The following is a 20,865-nucleotide window of genomic DNA, read 5'->3' as shown; positions in this document are numbered from 1 at the left end:
GTGCGGCGGGGCCTCTTAAAAGAGGTCTCGCCGCACAGCTTCCGGGTGGCATCGGGAGCCGCCGCCGCTCCTGCAATCATTGGGTAAAAACCGCGACAAAGCGTCGTCTTCCAAAGGATGATCTGGACAAGCGCGGGCAAGGGTGCCAATAACAGCCCCGCTTGGAAAGGTGCGGAAAGCCGCATCTGCCGCCCGGACGACCCGCTCCGCCTCCCTTCGCCTCCCGGATTGCCGGGGCAGGGACGGCGGCCTTGCGCTGTTGTCGCCGGGCCAACGGGTTAAAAAGAGGACGCGACCTTGGCACAGCAGGATACGGTCGAACCCACTCGCCGCGATTTCCTCTATATCGCGACCGGCGCGATGGGGGCGGTTGGCGCAGGTGCGCTGGCATGGCCTTTCATCGACCAGATGAACCCCGACGCTTCAGCACTGTCGCTGGCCTCCATCGAGGTGGACGTCTCGGCGGTGGAAGAGGGACAGTCGATCAAGGTGATGTGGCGCGGCAAGCCGGTTTTCATCCGCAACCGTACCGCCAAGGAGATCGAGGAAGCCAACGCCGTCCCGCTGGCGGATCTTCCTGACACGAACGCGCGCAATGCCAATCTTGCCGCGGATGCAGAGGCAACCGACGTCAACCGCGCCGTCGAGGGCAACGAGGCCCTGATCGTGATGGTCGGCGTGTGCACCCATCTGGGTTGCATCCCGCTCGGCCAGGCCGGTGACTTCGGCGGCTGGTTCTGCCCGTGCCACGGCTCGCACTACGACACCGCCGGCCGCATCCGCAAGGGACCCGCGCCCGAGAATCTCCTGGTTCCGCCCTTCGAGTTCATCTCGGAAGGCCTGATCCAGATCGGTTGATACGCGGCAATCCAGAGGAGGCAGCCATGGCTGGACATTCCAATTACGTGCCGCAGAGCGCGGCGGCAAAGTGGCTCGAGAGCCGCCTGCCGGTCATTTCGCTCGTTCGCGGTTCCTTCATCGACTTTCCGACCCCGAAGAACCTCAACTACTGGTGGACCTTCGGCGGTATCCTGATGTTCGTGCTGATCGCGCAGATCATCACCGGCATCGTGCTTGTCATGCACTACACGCCGAACACCGAGATGGCCTTCGCCTCCGTCGAGCACATCATGCGCGACGTGAATTTCGGCTGGCTGTTGCGCTATCTGCATGCCAACGGCGCGTCGATGTTCTTCATCGCCGTCTTCATCCACATGTTCCGCGGCATGTATTACGGCTCCTACAAGGCGCCGCGCGAGATCTCGTGGATCCTCGGCGTTGTGATCTTCCTGATCATGATGGCGACCGCCTTCATGGGCTATGTGCTGCCCTGGGGCCAGATGTCCTTCTGGGGCGCCACCGTGATCACCAACCTGTTCTCGGCGCTGCCGCTCGTCGGCGAGCCGATCGTCAACTGGTTGTGGGGCGGCTTCGCCGTCGACAATCCGACGCTGAACCGGTTCTTCTCGCTGCACTACCTGCTGCCGTTCATGATCTTCGGTGTCGTTCTGCTGCATGTGTGGGCGTTCCACACGACCGGCAACAACAACCCGACCGGCATCAACCCGAAGACGAAGCAGGACTCGCTCCCGTTCCACCCGTACTACACGATCAAGGACCTGTTCGCGGTTGTCGTGTTCATGATCCTGTTCGCGTATTTCGTCTTCTACATCCCGAACTTCATGGGTCACGCCGACAACTACATCGAGGCGGATCCGCTGGTCACGCCGGCGCATATCGTTCCGGAATGGTACTTCCTGCCGTTCTACGCGATCCTGCGCGCCGTGCCGGACAAGCTCGGCGGCGTCATCCTGATGTTCGGTTCGATCGCGGTGATGTTCGTGCTGCCGTGGCTCGACACTTCGAAGGTCCGCTCGGGTACCTACCGGCCGCTGTTCAAGCAGTTCTTCTGGATCTTCGCCGCCGTCTGCGTCGGCCTCGGCTATCTCGGCGCGATGCCGGCCGAGGGTGGCTACGTGATCATGGCACGGATCCTGACGGCCTATTATTTCGCTCACTTCCTGATCATCCTGCCGCTGCTCGGTTTCATCGAGAAGCCCAAGGCGCTGCCGGCATCGATCTCCGAGGCGGTTCTGGCAAGCTCCGGCGGCGGAAAGCCGGCGGGTGCGGTCGCCGCACCGGAAACGAAGTGAACCACGGACGGGATTGGGAGTTCTCACTCATGAAAACGATGATCAAATCCGTGCGTGGAGCCTTGCTGGCGATGGCCGCCGTCGCGGTTGCCGCGCCGGCCATGGCCGCCGGCGAAGGCCCGCATATCGAGCGCCAGCAGTGGTCGTTCTCGGGACCTTTCGGCTACTATGACCGGGCGCAGCTGCAGCGCGGCTTCAAGGTCTACAAGGAGGTTTGCGCCTCCTGTCACGGCGCCCGCTTCCTTGCCTTCCGCAACCTGGCGGAAGAGGGCGGTCCCGGCTTCACCGAAGACCAGGTCAAGGTGATCGCGGCCGAATACACCGTGCTGAAGGGCCCGAACGATGACGGCGAGATGGAGGAGCTCCCGGCGATCCCGTCCGACCGCTTCCCGTCTCCGTTCCCCAACGAGCAGGCGGCCCGCGCGGCCAATGGTGGCGCCTATCCGCCGGACTTCTCCACGCTCGCCAAGGCGCGGGCGGTGGCCAGCGGCTTCCCGCGCTTCATCTTCGACATGTTCACGCAGTACCAGGAACATGGCCCGGACTACATCTACGGCCTGCTCACCGGTTACGAAGAGGCGCCCGAGGGCGTCGAGGTGCCGGTCGGGCAGTATTACAACACGCATTTCATTGCCGGCCAGACACTGGCCATGGCGCCGCCGCTCTATGCGGACGGTGTCGAATACACGGACGGCACCCCGACGACGGTCGAGCAGTATGCGCGCGATGTCGCTGCCTTCATGATGTGGGTGGCCGAGCCGAAGCTGGAAGAGCGCAAGAGCATGGGCTTCCGCGTGATGATCTTCCTGATCATCTTCGCCTCGCTGCTCTATTTCACCAAGAAGTCGGTGTGGCGCGACGTCGATCACTGATCGGCGCGCCATTGACGGAAATCGGGCCGCCGGAGCAATCCGGCGGCCTTTTCATGTCCGCTGCGGCCTAGTCCACGTGTCCTGTTGGAATATTCGCGCCATGGTGGTATCGCAGTGAGCGAATTTGAGGGGGACGGCATGGTCGACGCGGTGCTTGGCATTATCGGGGGATCGGGGCTTTACGATCTTCCGGCACTTGAAGGGGCGGAGTGGGTCCGGGTGGAGAGCCCTTGGGGCGAACCGTCCGACAGCGTGCGCATCGGCCTGATCAACGGCCTGAAGGTGGTCTTCCTGCCCCGGCACGGGCGCGGCCACCGCTTCGCGCCCTCCGACATCGACTATCGCGCCAATATCGACGTGATGAAGCGCTGCGGCGTCACCTCGCTGGTCTCGGTCTCGGCGGTCGGATCGCTGAACGAGGCGATGGCTCCGGGTCACTTCGTGCTGGTAGACCAGTTCATCGACCGGACTTTCGCGCGCGAGAAGAGCTTTTTCGGCAAGGGCTGCGTTGCCCACGTGTCGATGGCCGATCCGGTCTCGCCGCTGCTAGCAGACCATGTCGCGGCGGCGGCCGAGGCGGAGGCGCTGACCTTCCATCGCGGCGGCACCTATCTCGCCATGGAAGGTCCTCAGTTCTCCTCGCTGGCTGAAAGCCGGCTCTACCGGACCTGGGGCTGCGACGTGATCGGCATGACCAACATGCCGGAGGCCAAGCTCGCCCGCGAGGCGGAGATCTGCTACGCGACGGTGGCCATGGTGACCGACTACGACAGCTGGCATCCCGACCACGGATCCGTCGACATCCAGTCGATCATCCGCGTGCTGCACGAGAATGCCGACAATGCCCGCCGGCTTGTTGCCCGGCTGGCGCAGGACCTGCCGCGCACGCACGAGGCCTGCCCGGTGGGATCGGACACGGCACTGGAATACGCGATGATGACCGCGCCCGAGGCGCGCGATCCCGCACTGCTGGCCAAGCTCGATGCGGTTGCCGGCCGCGTGCTGACCCGCGAGAGCTGAGCGGCTGGCGGACGGCTAGAGCGCGCGTCCGCCGTGCATCCAGGGGCCCATGCCGATGCCGAACATCGCCGCCAGCGCGCCCATGACGAGGGACAGGATGACGGACACGATGATTGCCGCGGGGATCGCGGCCAGCGTGACCTTGATGATGATCATCATCAGGCGGAAGAACGGAATGTCGATATCGACCACCTGGACCGGCTGCTTGTCGCTCATCTGGCTGCTCCTCAATTTTCCTGGACTTCAACACGGATCGCCGAGGATGATGACCGACCCTTGCGCGACCGGCAACGACGAGGCTGGATGATGGTTCAAGACACGGTTTCCGACGAGCTCCTGGCAGCGATCCGAACGATCCCGGATTACCCCAGGAAAGGGATTATCTTCCGTGACATCACCACGCTGCTGGGCAATGCCCGCGCGTTCCGCCGCGCCGTCGACGCGCTGGTGCAGCCCTGGGCAGGTTCCAAGGTCGACCAGGTCGCCGGCATCGAGGCGCGCGGCTTCATCCTGGGCGGCGCGGTGGCACACCAGCTGTCGGCCGGGTTCGTCCCGATCCGCAAGAAGGGCAAGCTGCCGCATGAGACGGTGCGCATCGCCTATTCGCTGGAATACGGCCTCGACGAGATGGAGATGCACAAGGACGCGATCACGCCGGGCGACAAGGTGATCCTCGTCGATGACCTGATCGCCACCGGCGGCACGGCGGAGGCTGCGACAAAGCTGCTTCTCCAGATGGGTGCGGTTGTGGTTGCCGCCTGCTTCATCGTCGACCTCCCCGATCTCGGCGGGCGCAAGCGGATCGAGGATCTCGGTGTGCCGGTGCGCACGCTCGTGGACTTCCCGGGTCATTGAGCGGGGCGCCGACCAGCGGGAAACCGGATGCCGGTGCCGCTCGGGCGCCGGCCTTTGACACGGCTTTCGTCGATGCCTTCCAGGATCTGCTCGGCTGGCGGCGCGACGTGCGCCGCTTCGCCGACGCGCCGCTGGCTCCCGCGCTGGTCGAAACGCTGCTGGCGCAGGCGCATATGGCGCCCTCCGTCGGCAACAGCCAGCCCTGGCGCTTCGTGCTGGTGGAGGACGATGTCCGGCGGGAGGCTATCCGGGAGAATTTCCGCCAGGCCAATGCCGAGGCGCTGGCGAGCTATGACGGGGAGAGGGCGGGCCTTTACGCGCGGCTGAAGCTCGAGGGCCTGACGGTCGCCCCGGTTCAACTCGCCGTCTTCTGCGACGAGGCAACCTGCCAGGGCGAGGGACTCGGGCGCAGGACGATGCCGGAGATGCTCGCCTATTCCTGCGTTTGCGCGGTCAACACGCTGTGGCTCGCCGCGCGTGCTCGCGGTGTCGGCATGGGCTGGGTCTCGATTCTCGACCCGCTGCGGGCGGGGGAGGTGCTGGAGGTGCCGCCCGATTGGCGCCTTGTCGCCTATCTGTGCCTGGGCTACCCGCTCGAGGAGCATCTGGACCCCGAACTCGAGCGCGCCGGCTGGGAAGCGCGAAGCGGTCTTAGCGAACGCATCTTCAAACGCTAGAGTGTATGGCGAAGCGGCGATGCGGCAGGACATCGACCGAGCAACAGGGACGATACAATGGCGGTGAGCATTCGAGCCAAGACCGACGACGACCATGCGGCCGTTGTCGATCTTCTGACACGACGATGGACCAGCCCGGACATTCTCATCGAGGGCGAGATGATCGACGCCTCGCGGCTGCCCGGCTTCCTCGCCATGGAGGACGACGAAATCGTCGGGCTGGTGACGCTGATCCAGCGCGACAATGAGTGGGAGATCCTGACACTCGATTCGCTCAGCCGCTGGAGCGGCGTCGGCACGCTGCTGCTCAACGCAGTGACGGGCGAGGCCGTGGAGAGCGGTATTCGCAGGCTCCTGGTGCGCACTTCGAACGACAATCTCGACGCCTTCCGCTTCTACCAGCGGCGCGGCTTCCGGATGGAGAAGCTGGTGCCCGGCGCTATCGAGGAGGAGCGCCGGCTGAAGCCGGAAATCCCGATGATCGGCGAATACGGCATTCCGATCCGCGACGAGGTGGTGTTCGCGCGCAAGGTGTAGCGGCGCAGCGGGGGCGCTGCCCGCCGGGTTCAGTCTGCTGGGCGCCGCGCTACAAGCACCTTGCCGGTGAAGGAAAAGACGAGCACGCCGTCCTGGTTGACGCCTTCGTTGGCGTGGATGGCAAGGCCCCATTGCGGGCGGGTCTTCATCGCCCGCTTTTCCACCAGCGTCGAGGTGTAGCTGATCGTGTCGCCGGCAAAGACCGGGCGGATCCACTTCAGGTCGCTGAAGCCCGGCGAGGGACCGAGCCGCGAGGGCGTGCCGAGGCGCTCACTCTGCGCCTTGATATGGGCGACCATCAACTTCATCCACACCGAGGCGGTGTGCCAGCCGGACGCGCACAGGCGGCCGAAATGGGTCTGGCTGGCGCCCTCGTCGGACAGGTGGAAGGGTTGCGGGTCGAAGGCCTGCGCGAAGCGAATGATCTCCTCGGGTGTGAAATGGTGGCTGCCGAGGTCGCGGCGCTCGCCGATCTCCATGTCCTCGAACCAGGTCATCGGACGGTCTCCCGGCGGGCGAACAGGATCTTGTTGCGCTGGGTCATGACGGTCGCGCCGGTCTGGTCGACAAGCGTGAAGAGAAAGTCGACCATGCCAAGCTCGGGGCGCGAGTTCAGCACCCGGGCGGAGACGACCTCGGCGCTGGCACTCAGCGTGTCGCCCGGGCGCACGGGGCGCATCCAGCGGACCTCCTCGACGCCGGGCGAGCCCTTGCCGCTGGAGTTCAGCAGCAGGTTGTCGCACATCAGCCGCATCAGCATGGCGATCGTGTGCCAGCCGGAGGCAGCGAGTCCGCCCAGCAGGGAGGCTGTTCCCGCCGCCTCGTCCAGATGGAAGGGCTGGGGATCGAATTCCGCCGCGAAGGAGATCACTTCCTCGCGCGAAACGGTTTTCGAGCCGAGCGGGATCGTCTCGCCAGGCCTGAAGTCCTCGAAGTATCGCATGTCGCTCATGCACGCCATTTAGGCCGATGCGCGGGTCCCTGTCGAGATCGCGCTAGGGAAGGTGGGCGCCGGTCTTCAGGTGTTGAACTTGAAGAGCAGCACGTCGCCGTCCTTGACGACATATTCCTTGCCTTCGTCCCGGGCCTTGCCGGCATCCTTGGCGGCCGTTTCACCGCCCAGCGACACGTAGTCGTCGAAGCCGATCGTCTGGGCGCGGATGAAACCGCGCTCGAAGTCGGAGTGGATGACGCCCGCGGCCTGCGGTGCCTTGGTGCCCTTGCTGATCGTCCAGGCACGGGCCTCCTTGGGGCCGGCCGTGAAATAGGTGATCAGGTCGAGCAGGTCGTAGCCGGCACGGATCAGCCGGTCGAGACCGGGCTCCTCGAGCCCCATCGTCTCCATGTATTCCGCCTGCTCGGCTTCGTCGAGCTGGGCGATTTCCGCCTCGATCGCGGCCGAAATGACGACACAGGCGGCCCCTTCGGCCTCGGCCAGGACGCGGACGCGCTCGGACTGGGCGTTGCCGGTGCCGGCGGCGCTTTCCTCGACGTTGCAGACATAGAGGATCGGCTTGGTCGTCAGGAGGTTGAGACCGGCGAGGATCTTCTTTTCCTCGGGCGTGGAGGCATCAACCAGGCGGGCGGGCTTGCCGTCCTGAAGCAGGGCGAGGGCGGCTTCCATAACCGGAATGACGGCCTTCGCCTCCTTGTCGCCGACCGTTGCCTTCTTCCTGAGCGGCGCAAGACGGCGCTCAAGGCTTTCCATGTCGGCGATCATCAGCTCCGTCTCGACGGTCTGGGCGTCGGCGATCGGGTCGATGCGCCCGTCGACATGGGTGATGTCGTCGTCCTCGAAGCAGCGCAGCACATGGGCGATGGCATCGACCTCTCGAATGTTGGCGAGGAACTGGTTGCCCAGGCCCTCGCCCTTCGAGGCGCCGCGCACGAGGCCGGCAATGTCGACGAAGGTCAGGCGGGTCGGCACGATGCTGGCGGACTTGGCGATGCGCGCGATGTCGCGCAGGCGCGGGTCCGGCACGGCAACCTCGCCCGTGTTCGGCTCGATGGTGCAGAACGGATAGTTCGCGGCCTGTGCCGCCGCCGTCTTTGTCAGCGCGTTGAAGAGGGTGGACTTGCCCACATTCGGCAGGCCGACAATGCCGCACTGAAAACCCATCTTGGCTAGTCCTTCTTTCCAAACATGCGGGCCAGTTGCTCGGCGAGCGCGCCGCCGGGGCCCTTGCGGTCGCCACCAAGGCCCGCGAGCGGCGGGGCCGCCACGGGGGCGCGGGAGCCGGACGGGGCCTTCGGCCTGTCCTGCCGGTCCGGTTTTGCCGGGCCTACGGCGCGGTGGAGACGGTTGCAGAATTCCGAATGATGCCCGCCGACCAGCAGGCCGGCCTCGCTCGCCACCGCATCGAGAAGCGGATCGAGCCAGTCGGCGTCGACCTTGGCGAAGTCGCCGAGAACATGGGCGGTGACGCGGTCCTTGTGGCCGGGATGGCCGATGCCGAGCCGAACTCGCGAATATTCCTTGCCCAGATGGGCGTCGATGGAGCGGATGCCGTTATGGCCGCCGCTGCCGCCGCCGACCTTCGTGCGCACCTTGCCGGGAGCAAGGTCGAGCTCGTCGTAAAGAACGATCACGTCGGCCGGGGTGAGTTTGTAGAAGCGGGCCGCATCGCCAACGGAGCGGCCCGATTCGTTCATGTAGGTCTGGGGTTTCATCAGGAGGACCTTGTCGCCCTCCAGAACCCCTTCGCTGACCTCCGCCTGGAAGCGGCTGCGCCAGGGGCCGAAACCGGCGTTCCGGCCGTGGATCGCGTCCACGGCCAGAAAGCCGATATTGTGGCGGTTACGGGCGTATTTCGCACCCGGATTGCCAAGCCCAACGATGAGGCGCATGGGATCTCCCCGTCACTTCCCGTCGCAGGCAGACGACCGCAGAGCCGGACCTTAGTCCTCGCTCTCCTCGGCCTCGGCTTCTTCCTCGTCGTCGCTGTCCGATCCGGCGCCACCGCCCGGCGAGGCGATCGTGGCGACGGTGAAGTCGCGGTCGGTGATCGTCGGGGCGCAGCCGGCCGGGATCTCGATCGCGGAAATGTGGATCGAGTCGCCGACCTGGGCCTTGGCCAGATCGATGACGAGGGCGTCCGGAATGGCGTCGGCCGGAACGGTCATCTCGACCGTGTGGCGCACCACGTTCAGCACGCCGCCGGCGCGGATGCCCGGGCATTTCTCTTCATTGATGAAATGCACGGGGATATCGACGGTCAGCGAGGCGCCCTTGGCGACGCGCAGGAAGTCGACGTGAATGAGATCGTCGCGGACGGGGTCGAGCTGGTAGTCCTTGGCGATCACCCGGTGGGCGACGCCGTCGACCTCGATCGTCCCGAGATTGGTCATGAAGCCGCCGCGATGCAGGGCGATCGTCGATTCCTTGAGCGGAATTGCGATCGGCAGGGCGGGCTTCTTGTCGCCGTAGATGACGGCGGGAACGAGGGCCTCACGGCGAAGCGCACGAGCGGCCCCCTTGCCAACCCGGTCCCTCACCGAAGCCTTCAGCACATAGCCTTCAGCCATGGTAGTTCTCCTTCAGATTGTCGTGAATGCGGACCGCCCTTGCGTCTGGTGCAAGCCGGCAGCCCTCATGCGCCGCCTCCAGGGGTGCAGGTGCGCGCCGGTGCTATAGCCGAAGCCGCACCAAAGGGCAAGCCGCGCGGCGGTTTCCGGCGGTTCATCGCCCGCGGGGCCGTGGCACCACCTGTCGGCGCAATCCCGGGCTTGCAACTCTTTCGCAATAGGGATGTTGTATGCTGCCATGCGGTCCGGGATATTCCCGGCCGGCGATTTTGCGACGATGAACCGATGGGTGCGATGTTGAACTGGCTGGGACGGATCTGCGCTGCGGCGGTGGTTTTCACCGGGACGGGAGTGTCCTGGGCGGGAGGGCTCAATGTCTTCGAGGGGGACCTGACGCGCCTGGCACAGGCGCGCCTCACGGCGATCGCGTCAGCGGATGTGGTGGTCGAGGCCGTGCGGGCACAGAACAAGGTGACGGCCTCCTACGACCAGGCGCGGATCGAGGAACTCGACGCCACCTGGCGGCACGAGGTGGCCAATGGCGCCCGGGCGCTGGTCGACGAGATACTCGACAGGCCGGTGTCCAGATACCTGGCGCAGACGCAGGAGGCCAGCGACGGCCTTTTCACGGAAATCATCGTGATGGACGGCAAGGGGCTCAATGTCGGACTCAGCCAGGCAACCAGCGACTATTGGCAGGGCGATGAGGACAAGTGGCGGATGACGGTGCCGGTTGGTCCGCAGGCGCTGCATATCGGGCCGCTTGAGGAAGATGAATCCACCCAGACCGTGCAGAGCCAGGTCAGCATTCCCGTCGTCGACCCGCAAACGGGCGCGGTCATCGGCGCGTTGACGGTCGGTGTCGACGTAGAGGAAATCTGACGCGCCGTGCCCGATCGCGGAGGCTCCGCTTTCCGGCGCATGCCGGTCCTGCCCGAATAGCCAGCCTGCACAGATTGACAAGGAGGCCGCCCTGCGCTCACCTGCCACCCCCGGCGTGGCCGGTGCGTGGTCCGGGACCGTGAACCCCGGCGTGGCCCGCGTCGAAACCACCGCAAGCGGAAAGACGAGCCGGCGACAGGATCTCCGGCCACAACTGGGAGGTAGCCATGACGGCACTGACGAAACGCGGATTTGTGAAACTTGTTGCGGCGGCGGGTGTCGCGGCCGGCGTGTCCCTTGCTCCTGTCGCCTCGGCCGTGGCCGCTGACAAGATCACCGTCGGCGCCCTGCGCTTCACCTCCCATGCGCCGAGCTTCATCGCCTTCGAGCGCGGCTATTTCGCCGACGAGGGGCTCGAGGTGACATTCGAGTATTTCCAGGCGGCGCAGCCGATGGCGGTTGCGATTGCCTCCGGCGATGTCGACTTTGGCGTCACCGCGATCTCCGGCGGCCTGATCAATCTTGCGGAGAAAGGCGCCATCAAGGTTGTCGGCGGCGCGCTTCAGGAGGAGGCCGGCATCGACGGGCAGATGATCCTCGTCTCCAAGGCGGCCCACGATGCCGGCGTGACGTCGCCGGCCGGGCTGAAGGGCAAGAGCTTCGGCATCACCCAGACGGGGTCTTCGTTCCACTACATCGCCCACAAGATCGCCGACAAGGAGGGCTTCGACCGCTCCGAGATCACCCTGCGTCCGCTGCAGAAGGTCGGCGCGGTGATCGGCGCACTGAAGACCGGCCAGATCGATGCCTGGGCGATCGTGCCGCATATCGCCAAGCCGCTGGCGGCGGGGCCGGAGATCGAGGCGATCGGAATGGTCGCGGACTACATCCCGGACTACCAGGTGACGACCGTCTTCACCTCGACCGCCAACACGGTCGACAAGCCCGACCTCGTGAAGCGCTTCCTGGCCGCCTTCTCCAGGGGAGCGGACGATTTCAATGCGGCGCTGGTCGACAACACGGCCGGCGAGGCGGAAGCCGAGGCGATGCTCAAGCTGCTGCACAAGTATGTCTACAATGACCGTCCGTTCGAGAAGGCCGCGCCGTCGATCCGCAACGGCGCCATGCGGGTCAACAAGAACGCGAAGCTGAACATGACCTCGATCGCCGACCAGCTCGCCTGGTTCCAGTCGGAGAAGCTCGTGCCGGCGTCGGTCAGCATCGAGATGCTGGTCGATTCAAGCTTCGTCGAAACCGACTGACGGACAAGACGGAGCGCGGCCGGCATGGACCTCCTGCTTCGCGGGATCACGCACCGCTACGGCGCGACCGAGGTGCTGAGCGATATCGACCTGGCCGTTGGCGAGGGCGAGATCGTATGCATCATCGGTCCGTCGGGTTGCGGAAAATCCACCCTGCTGCGCTTCATTGGCGGGCTGGAACGGCCGGACGAGGGCGAGGTGCTGCTCTCGGGACCCGTGCCGGCCGGCTCGCTCAATCCACTGACCTATGTCTTCCAGGACTTCGCGTTGCTGCCCTGGCGCAGCGTCGAGGCGAATGTCTCCCTGGTGCTGGAAGACCATGCCATGAGCGGGCGGGAACGCGAGGAAATCATTGCCGATGTGCTCGCCCGCACAGGCCTGTCGGAATTTCGCAAGGCGCTGCCGCGGCAACTGTCGGGAGGCATGAAACAGCGTGTCGCCATTGCCCGCGCGCTCAGCGTTCGCCCTGCGGTGATGCTGATGGATGAGCCGCTGTCGGCGCTCGACAGCCAGACGCGGGAGCTCCTGATGGACGACCTCGTCGACCTGTGGCAGCGCGAGCGCTTCACCGCCTGTTACGTCACGCATAACCTGGCGGAGGCAGTGCGCCTGGGGCACCGCATCGTCGTCCTGTCCCGGCGCCCGGGGCGGATCCGCAGGATCGTCGAGATCGACCGGGATCTTGGTGACCGGGGGCCGGGCGACAGCGAGCTCGATGCCGTCCAGCGCGAGCTCTGGCAGTTGCTGCGCGACGAGGCGCGGGCCGCCGACAGGGAGATTGCCGATGGCGTCGCTTGAAGGATCGCAGGCGGCCGGGCCTGCGCTAAACGATGCCGGGGGCGGAGCCGCGTCCGCCACGGACGGGGTGTTGCGACCTGTCCCCTATCGCGGCGGCGGTTTTCGTCCGGTGCCGGTGCGGTTCGTCGGGCTGTTCGTCTTCGTTGCGCTGATCGCTCTGTGGGAGGCGGGATCGCGCAGCGGCGTGATCAGCAATCTGGTCCTTCCGGCGCCCAGCGAGGCGTTCGAGGCGTTCCGTTATCTGGTCGAATCGGGGCAACTGTGGCGGCACCTTTCCGCCTCGCTGCAGCGGCTCGTGATCGGCTGGACGCTCGGCATGTCGCTTGGCGTTGCGGTCGGGTTGATGATCGGGCTGTTCTCGCTGGCGCGCGCCGGTGTCTTGCCGCTGGTCTCGGCGCTGTTTCCGATCCCGAAGATCGCGCTTTTGCCGCTTTTCGTCATCTGGTTCGGGATCGGCGAGGGCTCGAAGGTGGCGACCATCCTGTTCGGCTCGTTCTTCCCCACCGTGATCGCCACCTATGGCGGCGTCGACAATGTCGATCGGACCCTGGTGCGCATGGGCCAGTCCTTCGGCCTTTCCTGGTGGTCGATCGTGCGCAAGATCATTCTGCCGGGCGCCATGCCGGCGATCCTGTCCGGTTGCCGCATCTCGGCCTCGATCGCGATCATCCTGCTGGTGGCAGCCGAGATGATCGGCGCCGAATACGGCGTCGGCGCCTATATCCTGATGGCCGGCAGCCTGTTTGCGACCGACCAGCTGCTCGCCGGTGTCGCCATCCTGTCCGTCCTCGGCCTTGTCGTCAGCTGGCTGATCGGCAAGGCGGAAGCCTGGCTGCTTGGCTGGCGGGGCTGATCCCGCCGCGCCGGCAAATCCGTACCGACTGGAACGTTCGCACTCTCCTTCCCAAGCGGTCGTCCTGAACGTCTCTGGAGCAAAACCGGAATGCCGAAGCTTCACGAGAGCCGAAAACGCATCCTGGTGACAGGAGGCGCCGGCTTCATCGGATCCCACCTGTGCGACCGGTTGCTGGCGGACGGCCACGAGGTGGTGTGCGCGGACAATCTCTCGACCGGCACCCTGCTCAACATCGGGCACCTCACGGACAATCCAGGATTCGCGTTCCTGCTGCACGACGTCGCGGAACCGCTCCATGTCGAGGTGGACGAGATCTACAATCTCGCCTGCCCGGCATCGCCGATCCACTATCAGAGCGACGCGGTGGGGACCGTGAAGACCGCTGTCTTGGGGGCCATCAACGTGCTCGACCTGGCGAAGCGTCTTCGCGTGCCGGTGCTTCAGGCCTCGACCAGCGAGGTGTACGGCGATCCGCTCGTGCATCCGCAAACCGAGGACTACCGGGGCAATGTAAACCCGATCGGACCACGCGCGTGCTACGACGAGGGCAAGCGTTGCGCGGAGACCCTGTTCTTCGACTACCACCGCCAGCACGGGGTGGCGATCAGGATCGCGCGGATCTTCAACACCTATGGCCCGCGCCTGCGCCATGCCGACGGACGGGTGATCTCGAACCTCATCGTCCAGGCACTGGGCGGCGCGCCGCTGACGATCTACGGAGACGGGAGCCAGACCAGGTCCTTCTGCTTCGTGTCGGACATGGTCGAGGCGCTTGTGCGGCTGATGTCGTTGCGGGACGACGGCGCGGCGCCGGTCAATCTCGGCAATCCGAGGGAATGCACCATGAGCGAACTCGCGCAGGTCATCCTGCGGGAGACGGGCTCTGCGTCAACGATCGCGCATCTGCCGCTGCCAGAAGACGATCCAAGGCAAAGACAGCCCGATATCCGGCGTGCTGGCGCGGTGCTTGGCTGGGCCCCTTCCATCGACCTGGAAGAGGGGATCAGGGAGACGGTCGGGTATTTCAGGCACCACCCGGAGCTTGACAGGGACTGAGCTTGCCCGGCAGTGACAGGTTGCAGAAACCACAAGGCGGCTCGCGGACGTGTTTTCATTGGCAATCGACCTGCTTGACCGCGCCTTGTCGGTCGAAGCGCGACGACGCAGCGGCTTTCGTCCGGCGCCCGACGGGCTGCAGGGCATCATGCCTACTCCCGAAACCTGGGAGGAGGTCGGCCCGGGCGTCGCCCCCCTTGTCTGGCGCCGCGAAGATCCGGCGGTGGCAGGGCGCGGACCGGCCGGCGTTCTCGTGGAGCAGGGATTGCGGATCTCGTCCCTGCCGCATGTCAACCCTGACATGGACGAGCACGCCCGCTGGCTTCGGCTTTCCGACGCGCGGATGCGAACCGTTCGACAGGCTCACTGGAAGCTGGGCCTGCGCGCGGCGTTTCAGCGGAAGCTGGATGCACGCATGAGTGTCGCGAGGCTCGACGGCGATACCGTCCTGCTCGGCGCCTACTATCCGGACTGCAGGAACTACTTTCATTTCTGGGTCGATGCGATGTGCGACTTCTGGTTCCTGAGGCAATGCGGCCTCGATCCGGCCTCGGTCCGCCACGTCCTGATGCCGTGGAACGGCGCCAACTGGCAGGAGGAGATCGTGCGGTTGTGCGGCATCCCGCGCGAGCGGGTCGTACCGCTGTCCTCGGCCGACGCCTTCGTGCTGGAACGGGCGCATGTGCCTGTCCGCGTCAAGGGCGGTACCCGCAATCACGACTGGATCGTCGAGGCGCTGCGCCAGGTGAGCGGGTGGCGGCTGCCGGAGGATCTATCCGGCCCTGCGCGCAGGCTTTATGTGACGCGCGGCGGCACGCCGCGCCGGCCGCTTCTCAACGAGCCGGACGTTCTTGACGCCATGCATCCCTTCGGCTTTGAGGTCATCGATTGCGCGAGCCTGTCGGTTGCCGACCAGCGGGCGCTGTTTTCGCAAGCGGAGATCGTGGTCGCGCCCCATGGCGCCGGCCTCGTCAACATGGCGTGGGCCCGGCCGGGAACGAAGCTGGTCGAGTTCATGCCGCGTGGCCACGCCAATCCTTGCTTCATGGACCTTTGCGCACAGGCCGGGCTCGTCTATCGCAACATCCCCTCGATGACGGAGGAGGACGGCGTCGAGCCGCTCTTCGCCGGGTTTGCCGTCGACCCGGACCGTATCGCCACCGTGTTGCGGGACCTGCTGGGAGATCCGGTTTCTCCCGCCAGCCCGACGTCTCACCGCGGGGCGACGCGCTCGTAGATGCCGATGGCGCCGGAACGGTCGACCGAATGGACATCGTAGCGCGCTGACGGGTCCTCGCCCATGCCGAGCGAGCCGGACGGCATGCCCGGCACTGCCAGGCCGGCGATCGGTGGCCGGTTGGCGAGCAGCCGTTCGACCGAGGAGAGCGGCACGTGGCCCTCGAGGAAATAGCCCTCCACCAGGGCCGTGTGGCATCCTTCCATGGCAGAAGGCACGCCGGCCTTCGCCTTGACCGGGGCAAGGTCTTCCCGGTTCTCGATGACGATTTCATAGCCCGCCGCGCGCATCGCGTCGGACCAGGCTTCGCAGCAACCGCACCAGGGCGACTTCCACACGGTCATGATCTCGCCGGCGGCATGGGCTGGGAGTGTCGCGGGAAGCGACAGGGCAAGTGTTGCGGCGAGGGCGAAAGCAGCATGCATCTTCATGGGAGCCAAGGTCCTTCTCCTGTCATCTTCGTCAGGATGTCTTGCGGCTTCCAGCAGGGGTAAGGTCAAGGGGCAGGCGGACCGTTGCGCCCATCCCTTGCCGGGGAACGGGAAAGGTCCAGTTTTCCGGAGGTGCCGGTCCGCGCAATCCGCGCCCTGCGGCGCCATCGATACGGAAGGAAAGAACATGCCGGGTTTCAGGCCGTTTGCCATCGCGGTCCTCGCGTTGCTGCCCGCCGTCGCGTTCGCCGACAGCCATCGCACGCCGGCGCCGGAGGGCGCCTCGGTCTATTTCATCACGCCGCAGGACGGCGCGACGGTCGCAAGTCCGGTGACCGTCACGTTCGGCCTGAGCGGAATGGGCGTAGCGCCCGCGGGCGTGGAGAAGGAGATGACCGGCCATCACCACCTGCTGATCGATCAGGAACTGGAAGACTACGACAACGCCATTCCGGCCGACGACAACCACCGGCATTTCGGCGGCGGCCAGACGGAAACGACGCTCGAGCTTGCGCCGGGCACGCATCGGCTGCAGCTGATCCTGGGCGATCACAACCACATTCCGCACCTGCCACCGGTGGAATCACAGGTGATCACCATCACCGTGGAGTGAGATGCCGCCCTGGCGGAGGGGCTTTCCCGACGCTTGGACGCAGAAACAAAAACGGCGGGGTTGCCCCCGCCGTTCGTTCAGCTTGCAAGAGATGCGGTGCGATCAGCCAAACAGGCTCGACACGGACTGTTCCAGCGCGGTGCGCGAGATCGCCTCGCCCATCAGCGGGGCGATCGAGATCGCGCGGATGTTCGGCGCGGCAAGGACGGCGGCCGTCGGCTCGATGGAGTTGGTGATCACCAGTTCCTTGAGCTTGGAGGAGGTGACGCGGGCGACCGCTCCGCCCGAGAGGACGCCGTGGGTGATATAGGCGGTCACCGACTTGGCACCCTGGTCGAGCAGGGCCTCGGCGGCATTGCACAGTGTGCCGCCCGAATCGACGATGTCATCGACGAGGATGCAGTCGCGCCCGGTCGGATCGCCGATGATGTTCATGACTTCGGATTCGCCGGGCTTGTCGCGGCGCTTGTCGACGATGGCGAGCGGCGCGTCGATGCGCTTGGCCAGCGCGCGGGCGCGCACCACGCCGCCGACGTCGGGAGAAACGACCATGACGTTGTCGGTCGAATAGCGCTCCTTGATGTCGCGGGTCATCACCGGCGCGGCAAACAGGTTGTCCGTGGGGATGTCGAAGAAGCCCTGGATCTGGCCGGCATGCAGGTCGAGCGTGAGAACGCGGTGGGCGCCGGCATGGGTGATCAGGTTGGCGACCAGCTTGGCCGAGATCGGCGTGCGGCCGGAGGCGCGGCGGTCCTGGCGGGCATAGCCGAAATAGGGCATCACCGCGGTGATGCGCTTGGCCGAGGAGCGGCGCAGCGCGTCGATGACGATCAGCAGCTCCATCAGGTGATCGTTGGCCGGGAAGCTGGTGGACTGCAGGACGAAGACGTCCTCGCCGCGCACGTTTTCCTGGAGTTCGACGAAAATTTCCTGGTCGGCGAAGCGGCGCACCTGGCATTTGGCCAGCGGCGCGCCGAGATAGTGCGATATTTCCTCGGCAAGCGCGCGATTGGAATTGCCCGCGACGATCTTCATGGCCCGCAAGTCCTTTCTTGGATCCGTCGCCGCGGGGGCGGCTCCGGCATGACAGGCTCACACGTGGTCTGTCTGGTCTTTGTTGGTGGCCCTGGTCTAGGCGCGGCCGGCCGGACCGGGGTCCGGCATCGTCACGGCCGTTCCTCCATCAGGCGGCGGCGTTTTAACAACGCCTCCCGGGTTTCACAACCGGCCAGTGCGTGTGTGGGCACGTTTTTCGGAAAGTCGGTAACCGGAACCGCGTGAAGGGAGGGCTGCACGGTCATGTCCAGCGGAGCGAATTCGGCACGCGGGTCCCGCGCGCCACAGGCGCCGCCGCGCATGCGCGCATCAAAAGCGCGGCCAGAATCATGTGTTTGCCGGTGATCGCCTCAAGACCGGCATTTGCTCCCGGACGCGCCAGGCGGGGATGCAAATGCCGGCGAGGGGGCACTAGCGGCGAATCCAGGCGGCGAGTTCGCTGACCGAACGGCGCGCGGCGCGATTGAGCGCATCATCGTCGATGCCGGCCCATGGATCACCGGAGGAGCCGGGGGCCGATTCCTGCCCCAGGATCCTGTGCAGGCGGTTGCCGGCCGAATCGACCACGTCGAAGACATAGAACAGCGTCGTCGCCGACTGGCTTCCCGAGGCGGAGAGATAACCGTTGATCCGGTAGGTGGCGGGTGCGCCCACCCGGCGCACCACGCGCAGGTTCTGGTTGCGGGCCTCGTTGCCGATCTGCCGTGACAGTGCATCGGCGATGTTGCCGGGCGCTCCGGTGAAGGGCTCGAACGCAACGGTCGCCTGGTCGGCGGGAACCGACGGTGCCGGAGCGCTTGCCGCGGGCCGGTCGTTGTCTGCGACATAGGCCGGGGGAAGGGGCTGGCCGGCACAGGCGGCCAAAAGCAGTGCGAGAGCCGGGACGGCGCCGCGCAGAACGGTCTTGCGGAAGGTGGAAAGCACGTTCATCTCGCCTTGTCTGTCCGTTTCCGTCATCGCTTCGATTGCCGGTGGCTGCGCTTCGGCGCCGGCTCGCGCGCGCCGCGCTCCACCATCTTTCGTTTCCTCGTTTATCCCGCCTTGACCGGAAGGTCGAGGGGGAGCTTCGAAAGGCACTCGGCCGGGCCCTCGCGCGTCAGGTAGGTCTGGCCGAGCGACATGGCCGCGCCGCTGTCGGAATCCGCCAGGATCATGTGCACGAAAACAACCATGTCCGGGACGATCCGTGCCGGGTTGGCGCGATAGGCCATCGGCCAGTCCATCCAGCTGGGAGCAAAGCGTGCGCCAAGCGAATAGCCGCAGGCGTTGAGCCGGTGGGCGGCTTCGCCCCGCGCGTCGATCTCCCGCGCGTGGGCATCGAACACCTCGCCGAAGCTGCGACCAGGCACGAGGCACTGCTCGACGGCCGCGAGCGCCGAGCGGGCCGCCTCATAAAGGGCGAGATGACGGCCGGTCGGCTCGCCGACGATCACCGTGCGCATCGCGGCGACGTGGTAACGCCGGTAAACGCCGGCCCATTCCAGGGTGAGCTGGTCGCTGGCATCCAGCGTGCGGCGTCCGGACTGGTAGCGGCACAGCAGCGCCTCGGGGCCGGAGCCGATGATGAACTCGTTGCCGGGATAATCACCGCCGCCGGCAAAGACCGCGCCCTGCATCGCGGCCAGGATGTCGCCCTCGCGCGCGCCGGGGCCGATCAGCGGCAGCGCCGCCTCATAGGCCGCATCCGTGAGCGCCGCGGCACGGCGCACGCAGGCGATTTCCGCCGGCGTCTTCACCGAGCGCAGCACAGAAACCAGCGGGGAGGCGTCCTCCAGCAGCGCGAAATCGGCAAGCAGCGTCGCGATGTCGATGGCTATCCGGCCGGTCATGCCATGGGTGTCGTACTCGACGCCGATGCGGTTGCCGTTAAGGCCAAGCTCGAATAGCAGGTCGCGCAGTTGAAGCACGGGCGAGGCACCGTCGCGGTCCTCCCACACGCGGATGTCGTTGACGATCGACGTCAGTTGTGCCTGTCGCAGGTCGGCCGAGCGGGTCAGCAGGACGATGCGGCCGTCGCGGGTGACGATCATCGACTGGAAAAAACAGAAGCCGAACGTGTCATAACCGGTCAGCCAGTACATGCTCTCCTGGGCGAAGAGGAGCATCGCGTCGTGGCGTTCCTCCGCCATGCGCGCCGTCAGGGTCTGCAGCCGGGCAGTGTATTCCTCCCGGGAGAAAGCAAGGGACATGGTCAGTTTCCGCTGATCGAGATGGCCGAGACGAGGCGTCCGTAGTCCGGTTCGCTCCGGTGGGTGGAGCGGCGATAGGAGAAGAAAAGGTCTTCCTCCAGATAGGTGCACCGGCCAAGGTCGCGGGCTTGTGCAACGCCTGCCGCGCTTAGCCGCGAAAGGATGTAGGCGGGCAGGTCGAACAGCGCATGGCCATCGCGATCCGCTGGGGCGAAGAAGCGGCTATTGCCGGCGTCCGCCTTGAGGAAACGTTCGACGAACTCCTCGCCGACCTCGTAGCTGGCGCGGGAGATGGTTGGGCCAAGCACGGCAATGACGCGGTCGCGGCGGGCGCCGAGCCCTTCCATTGCGGCCAGCGTTGCCTCGAGCACGCCGGTGAGGGCGCCGCGCCAGCCGGAATGGGCCGCGCCGATCACCCTTGCACCGGCATCGGCGAACAGTACGGGCCCGCAATCGGCCGTGGAGATGCCGAGCGCGATGCCCGGACGGTCGGTCACCAGCGCGTCGCCGCGTGGCTGTTCGTCGTGCGTCCAGGGGCGGTCGACGACGATCGCGTCGGGCGAATGATGCTGGTGCGGCGAGACCAGGGCGCCGGGCGGGACGCCGAGCAGGCTCGCGACCCGGGTGCGGTTCTCCAGCACGGCGGCACGCTCGTCGTTCGAGCCGAGGCCGACATTGAGGCTGGAATAGATGCCCGAGGAGACGCCGCCCTTGCGGGTGAAGAAGCCGTGGGAAATGCCGTCAAGCACGGAAAGATAGGGGGATGTCAGCATCGGGGCGAAAGGCCTGTCCTGTCACGGAGCGCGGAGAAAGAGGCACGGGAAGACGGCGCGATGGTGGGTGCAT

Annotated in this window: 25 protein-coding genes; 14 read left to right on the top strand and 11 right to left on the bottom strand. The window is 66.0% G+C overall.

All coding sequences use genetic code 11. From position 1 onward, the window contains the following. Positions 1-297: 297 nt before the first annotated feature. The 4 genes from petA to RBB46_RS12720 all read left to right on the top strand — a co-directional run bounded on the left by petA (position 298) and on the right by RBB46_RS12720 (position 4,045). Positions 298-858: a ubiquinol-cytochrome c reductase iron-sulfur subunit gene (gene petA / locus RBB46_RS12735; RefSeq protein WP_306029367.1), complete on the top strand. Its 561-nt coding sequence runs from the start codon at positions 298-300 to the stop codon at positions 856-858. A 26-nt stretch (positions 859-884) separates the two neighbouring features. After that, on the top strand, positions 885-2,153 hold the full coding sequence (locus RBB46_RS12730; protein WP_306029366.1) for a cytochrome b/b6: 1,269 nt from the start codon (positions 885-887) through the stop codon (positions 2,151-2,153). 29 nt (positions 2,154-2,182) lie between these two features. Further along, the gene (locus RBB46_RS12725) at positions 2,183-3,025 is read left to right on the top strand and encodes a cytochrome c1 (protein ID WP_306029365.1); all 843 of its coding nucleotides are present in this window, start codon (positions 2,183-2,185) and stop codon (positions 3,023-3,025) included. Between the two features lie 138 nt (positions 3,026-3,163). Beyond that, positions 3,164-4,045: an S-methyl-5'-thioadenosine phosphorylase gene (locus RBB46_RS12720; protein ID WP_306029450.1), complete on the top strand. Its 882-nt coding sequence runs from the start codon at positions 3,164-3,166 to the stop codon at positions 4,043-4,045. Positions 4,046-4,060: 15 nt separating this feature from the next. Here the strand turns inward: RBB46_RS12720 and RBB46_RS12715 are convergent, their stop codons facing one another. Next, positions 4,061-4,261 carry a hypothetical protein gene (locus RBB46_RS12715; RefSeq protein ID WP_306029364.1) on the bottom strand — a complete coding sequence of 67 codons (201 nt, stop codon included), beginning with the start codon at positions 4,259-4,261 and terminating at the stop codon, positions 4,061-4,063. A 90-nt stretch (positions 4,262-4,351) separates the two neighbouring features. On the opposite strand from RBB46_RS12715, the gene RBB46_RS12710 reads away from it, so the two are divergent. Genes RBB46_RS12710 through RBB46_RS12700 form a run of 3 tightly spaced genes read left to right on the top strand, consistent with a single transcriptional unit; the run spans position 4,352 to position 6,114 of the window. After that, positions 4,352-4,900, top strand: coding sequence for an adenine phosphoribosyltransferase (locus RBB46_RS12710; RefSeq protein WP_306029449.1), 549 nt, complete (start codon positions 4,352-4,354; stop codon positions 4,898-4,900). Next, complete coding sequence (bluB, locus tag RBB46_RS12705) at positions 4,897-5,577, top strand: 5,6-dimethylbenzimidazole synthase (protein ID WP_306029363.1); 681 nt, start codon at positions 4,897-4,899, stop codon at positions 5,575-5,577. Before RBB46_RS12710 ends, bluB begins: the two co-directional genes overlap by 4 nt. A 57-nt stretch (positions 5,578-5,634) precedes the next feature. Then, positions 5,635-6,114 (top strand): GNAT family N-acetyltransferase, encoded by a 480-nt coding sequence (locus RBB46_RS12700; protein ID WP_306029361.1) that lies wholly within the window; start codon positions 5,635-5,637, stop codon positions 6,112-6,114. Positions 6,115-6,143: 29 nt separating this feature from the next. Here RBB46_RS12700 and RBB46_RS12695 read toward each other — a convergent pair whose 3' ends face one another. The 5 genes from RBB46_RS12695 to RBB46_RS12675 all read right to left on the bottom strand — a co-directional run bounded on the left by RBB46_RS12695 (position 6,144) and on the right by RBB46_RS12675 (position 9,639). Continuing rightward, positions 6,144-6,611: a MaoC family dehydratase gene (locus RBB46_RS12695; RefSeq protein ID WP_306029360.1), complete on the bottom strand. Its 468-nt coding sequence runs from the start codon at positions 6,609-6,611 to the stop codon at positions 6,144-6,146. Next, positions 6,608-7,066 (bottom strand): MaoC family dehydratase, encoded by a 459-nt coding sequence (locus tag RBB46_RS12690; RefSeq protein WP_306029359.1) that lies wholly within the window; start codon positions 7,064-7,066, stop codon positions 6,608-6,610. The genes RBB46_RS12695 and RBB46_RS12690 overlap by 4 nt, the downstream gene beginning before the upstream one ends. Before the next feature lie 66 nt (positions 7,067-7,132). Then, positions 7,133-8,233, bottom strand: coding sequence for a redox-regulated ATPase YchF (gene ychF / locus RBB46_RS12685; protein ID WP_306029358.1), 1,101 nt, complete (start codon positions 8,231-8,233; stop codon positions 7,133-7,135). A gap of 5 nt (positions 8,234-8,238) precedes the next feature. After that, positions 8,239-8,961, bottom strand: coding sequence for an aminoacyl-tRNA hydrolase (gene pth / locus RBB46_RS12680; protein ID WP_306029357.1), 723 nt, complete (start codon positions 8,959-8,961; stop codon positions 8,239-8,241). A gap of 51 nt (positions 8,962-9,012) precedes the next feature. Further along, positions 9,013-9,639, bottom strand: coding sequence for a 50S ribosomal protein L25/general stress protein Ctc (locus RBB46_RS12675; protein WP_306029356.1), 627 nt, complete (start codon positions 9,637-9,639; stop codon positions 9,013-9,015). 285 nt (positions 9,640-9,924) lie between these two features. Between RBB46_RS12675 and RBB46_RS12670 the strand changes: the two genes are divergently transcribed. The 6 genes from RBB46_RS12670 to RBB46_RS12645 all read left to right on the top strand — a co-directional run bounded on the left by RBB46_RS12670 (position 9,925) and on the right by RBB46_RS12645 (position 15,730). After that, on the top strand, positions 9,925-10,521 hold the full coding sequence (locus tag RBB46_RS12670; RefSeq protein ID WP_306029355.1) for a hypothetical protein: 597 nt from the start codon (positions 9,925-9,927) through the stop codon (positions 10,519-10,521). A 227-nt stretch (positions 10,522-10,748) separates the two neighbouring features. Next, positions 10,749-11,783: an ABC transporter substrate-binding protein gene (locus RBB46_RS12665; protein ID WP_306029354.1), complete on the top strand. Its 1,035-nt coding sequence runs from the start codon at positions 10,749-10,751 to the stop codon at positions 11,781-11,783. Between the two features lie 24 nt (positions 11,784-11,807). Further along, complete coding sequence (locus RBB46_RS12660) at positions 11,808-12,581, top strand: ABC transporter ATP-binding protein (RefSeq protein WP_306029353.1); 774 nt, start codon at positions 11,808-11,810, stop codon at positions 12,579-12,581. Continuing rightward, the gene (locus RBB46_RS12655) at positions 12,568-13,434 is read left to right on the top strand and encodes an ABC transporter permease (protein WP_306029352.1); all 867 of its coding nucleotides are present in this window, start codon (positions 12,568-12,570) and stop codon (positions 13,432-13,434) included. Before RBB46_RS12660 ends, RBB46_RS12655 begins: the two co-directional genes overlap by 14 nt. Positions 13,435-13,524: 90 nt before the next feature. Then, positions 13,525-14,493 carry a UDP-glucuronic acid decarboxylase family protein gene (locus RBB46_RS12650; RefSeq protein ID WP_306029351.1) on the top strand — a complete coding sequence of 323 codons (969 nt, stop codon included), beginning with the start codon at positions 13,525-13,527 and terminating at the stop codon, positions 14,491-14,493. Between the two features lie 49 nt (positions 14,494-14,542). Beyond that, positions 14,543-15,730 (top strand): DUF563 domain-containing protein, encoded by a 1,188-nt coding sequence (locus tag RBB46_RS12645; RefSeq protein WP_306029350.1) that lies wholly within the window; start codon positions 14,543-14,545, stop codon positions 15,728-15,730. Here the strand turns inward: RBB46_RS12645 and RBB46_RS12640 are convergent. Next, positions 15,706-16,155, bottom strand: coding sequence for a DUF411 domain-containing protein (locus RBB46_RS12640; protein ID WP_306029448.1), 450 nt, complete (start codon positions 16,153-16,155; stop codon positions 15,706-15,708). The genes RBB46_RS12645 and RBB46_RS12640 overlap by 25 nt on opposite strands. Positions 16,156-16,348: 193 nt before the next feature. Between RBB46_RS12640 and RBB46_RS12635 the strand changes: the two genes are divergently transcribed. Further along, positions 16,349-16,774 carry a DUF4399 domain-containing protein gene (locus RBB46_RS12635; protein WP_306029349.1) on the top strand — a complete coding sequence of 142 codons (426 nt, stop codon included), beginning with the start codon at positions 16,349-16,351 and terminating at the stop codon, positions 16,772-16,774. 102 nt (positions 16,775-16,876) lie between these two features. Here the strand turns inward: RBB46_RS12635 and RBB46_RS12630 are convergent, their stop codons facing one another. The 4 genes from RBB46_RS12630 to pgeF form a co-directional block, all read right to left on the bottom strand. Continuing rightward, positions 16,877-17,809: a ribose-phosphate pyrophosphokinase gene (locus RBB46_RS12630; RefSeq protein ID WP_306029348.1), complete on the bottom strand. Its 933-nt coding sequence runs from the start codon at positions 17,807-17,809 to the stop codon at positions 16,877-16,879. Positions 17,810-18,241: 432 nt separating this feature from the next. Further along, complete coding sequence (locus RBB46_RS12625) at positions 18,242-18,760, bottom strand: hypothetical protein (protein WP_306029347.1); 519 nt, start codon at positions 18,758-18,760, stop codon at positions 18,242-18,244. A gap of 101 nt (positions 18,761-18,861) precedes the next feature. Continuing rightward, on the bottom strand, positions 18,862-20,019 hold the full coding sequence (locus tag RBB46_RS12620) for a Xaa-Pro peptidase family protein (RefSeq protein ID WP_306029346.1): 1,158 nt from the start codon (positions 20,017-20,019) through the stop codon (positions 18,862-18,864). Between the two features lie 2 nt (positions 20,020-20,021). Then, complete coding sequence (pgeF, locus tag RBB46_RS12615; RefSeq protein WP_306029345.1) at positions 20,022-20,792, bottom strand: peptidoglycan editing factor PgeF; 771 nt, start codon at positions 20,790-20,792, stop codon at positions 20,022-20,024. Between the last annotated feature and the right edge of the window lie 73 nt (positions 20,793-20,865).

Origin of the sequence: Stappia sp. MMSF_3263, from assembly GCF_030733745.1 — a bacterium.
GTDB lineage: Bacteria > Pseudomonadota > Alphaproteobacteria > Rhizobiales > Stappiaceae > Stappia.
This window is presented reverse-complemented; position numbering and strand designations above follow the sequence as displayed.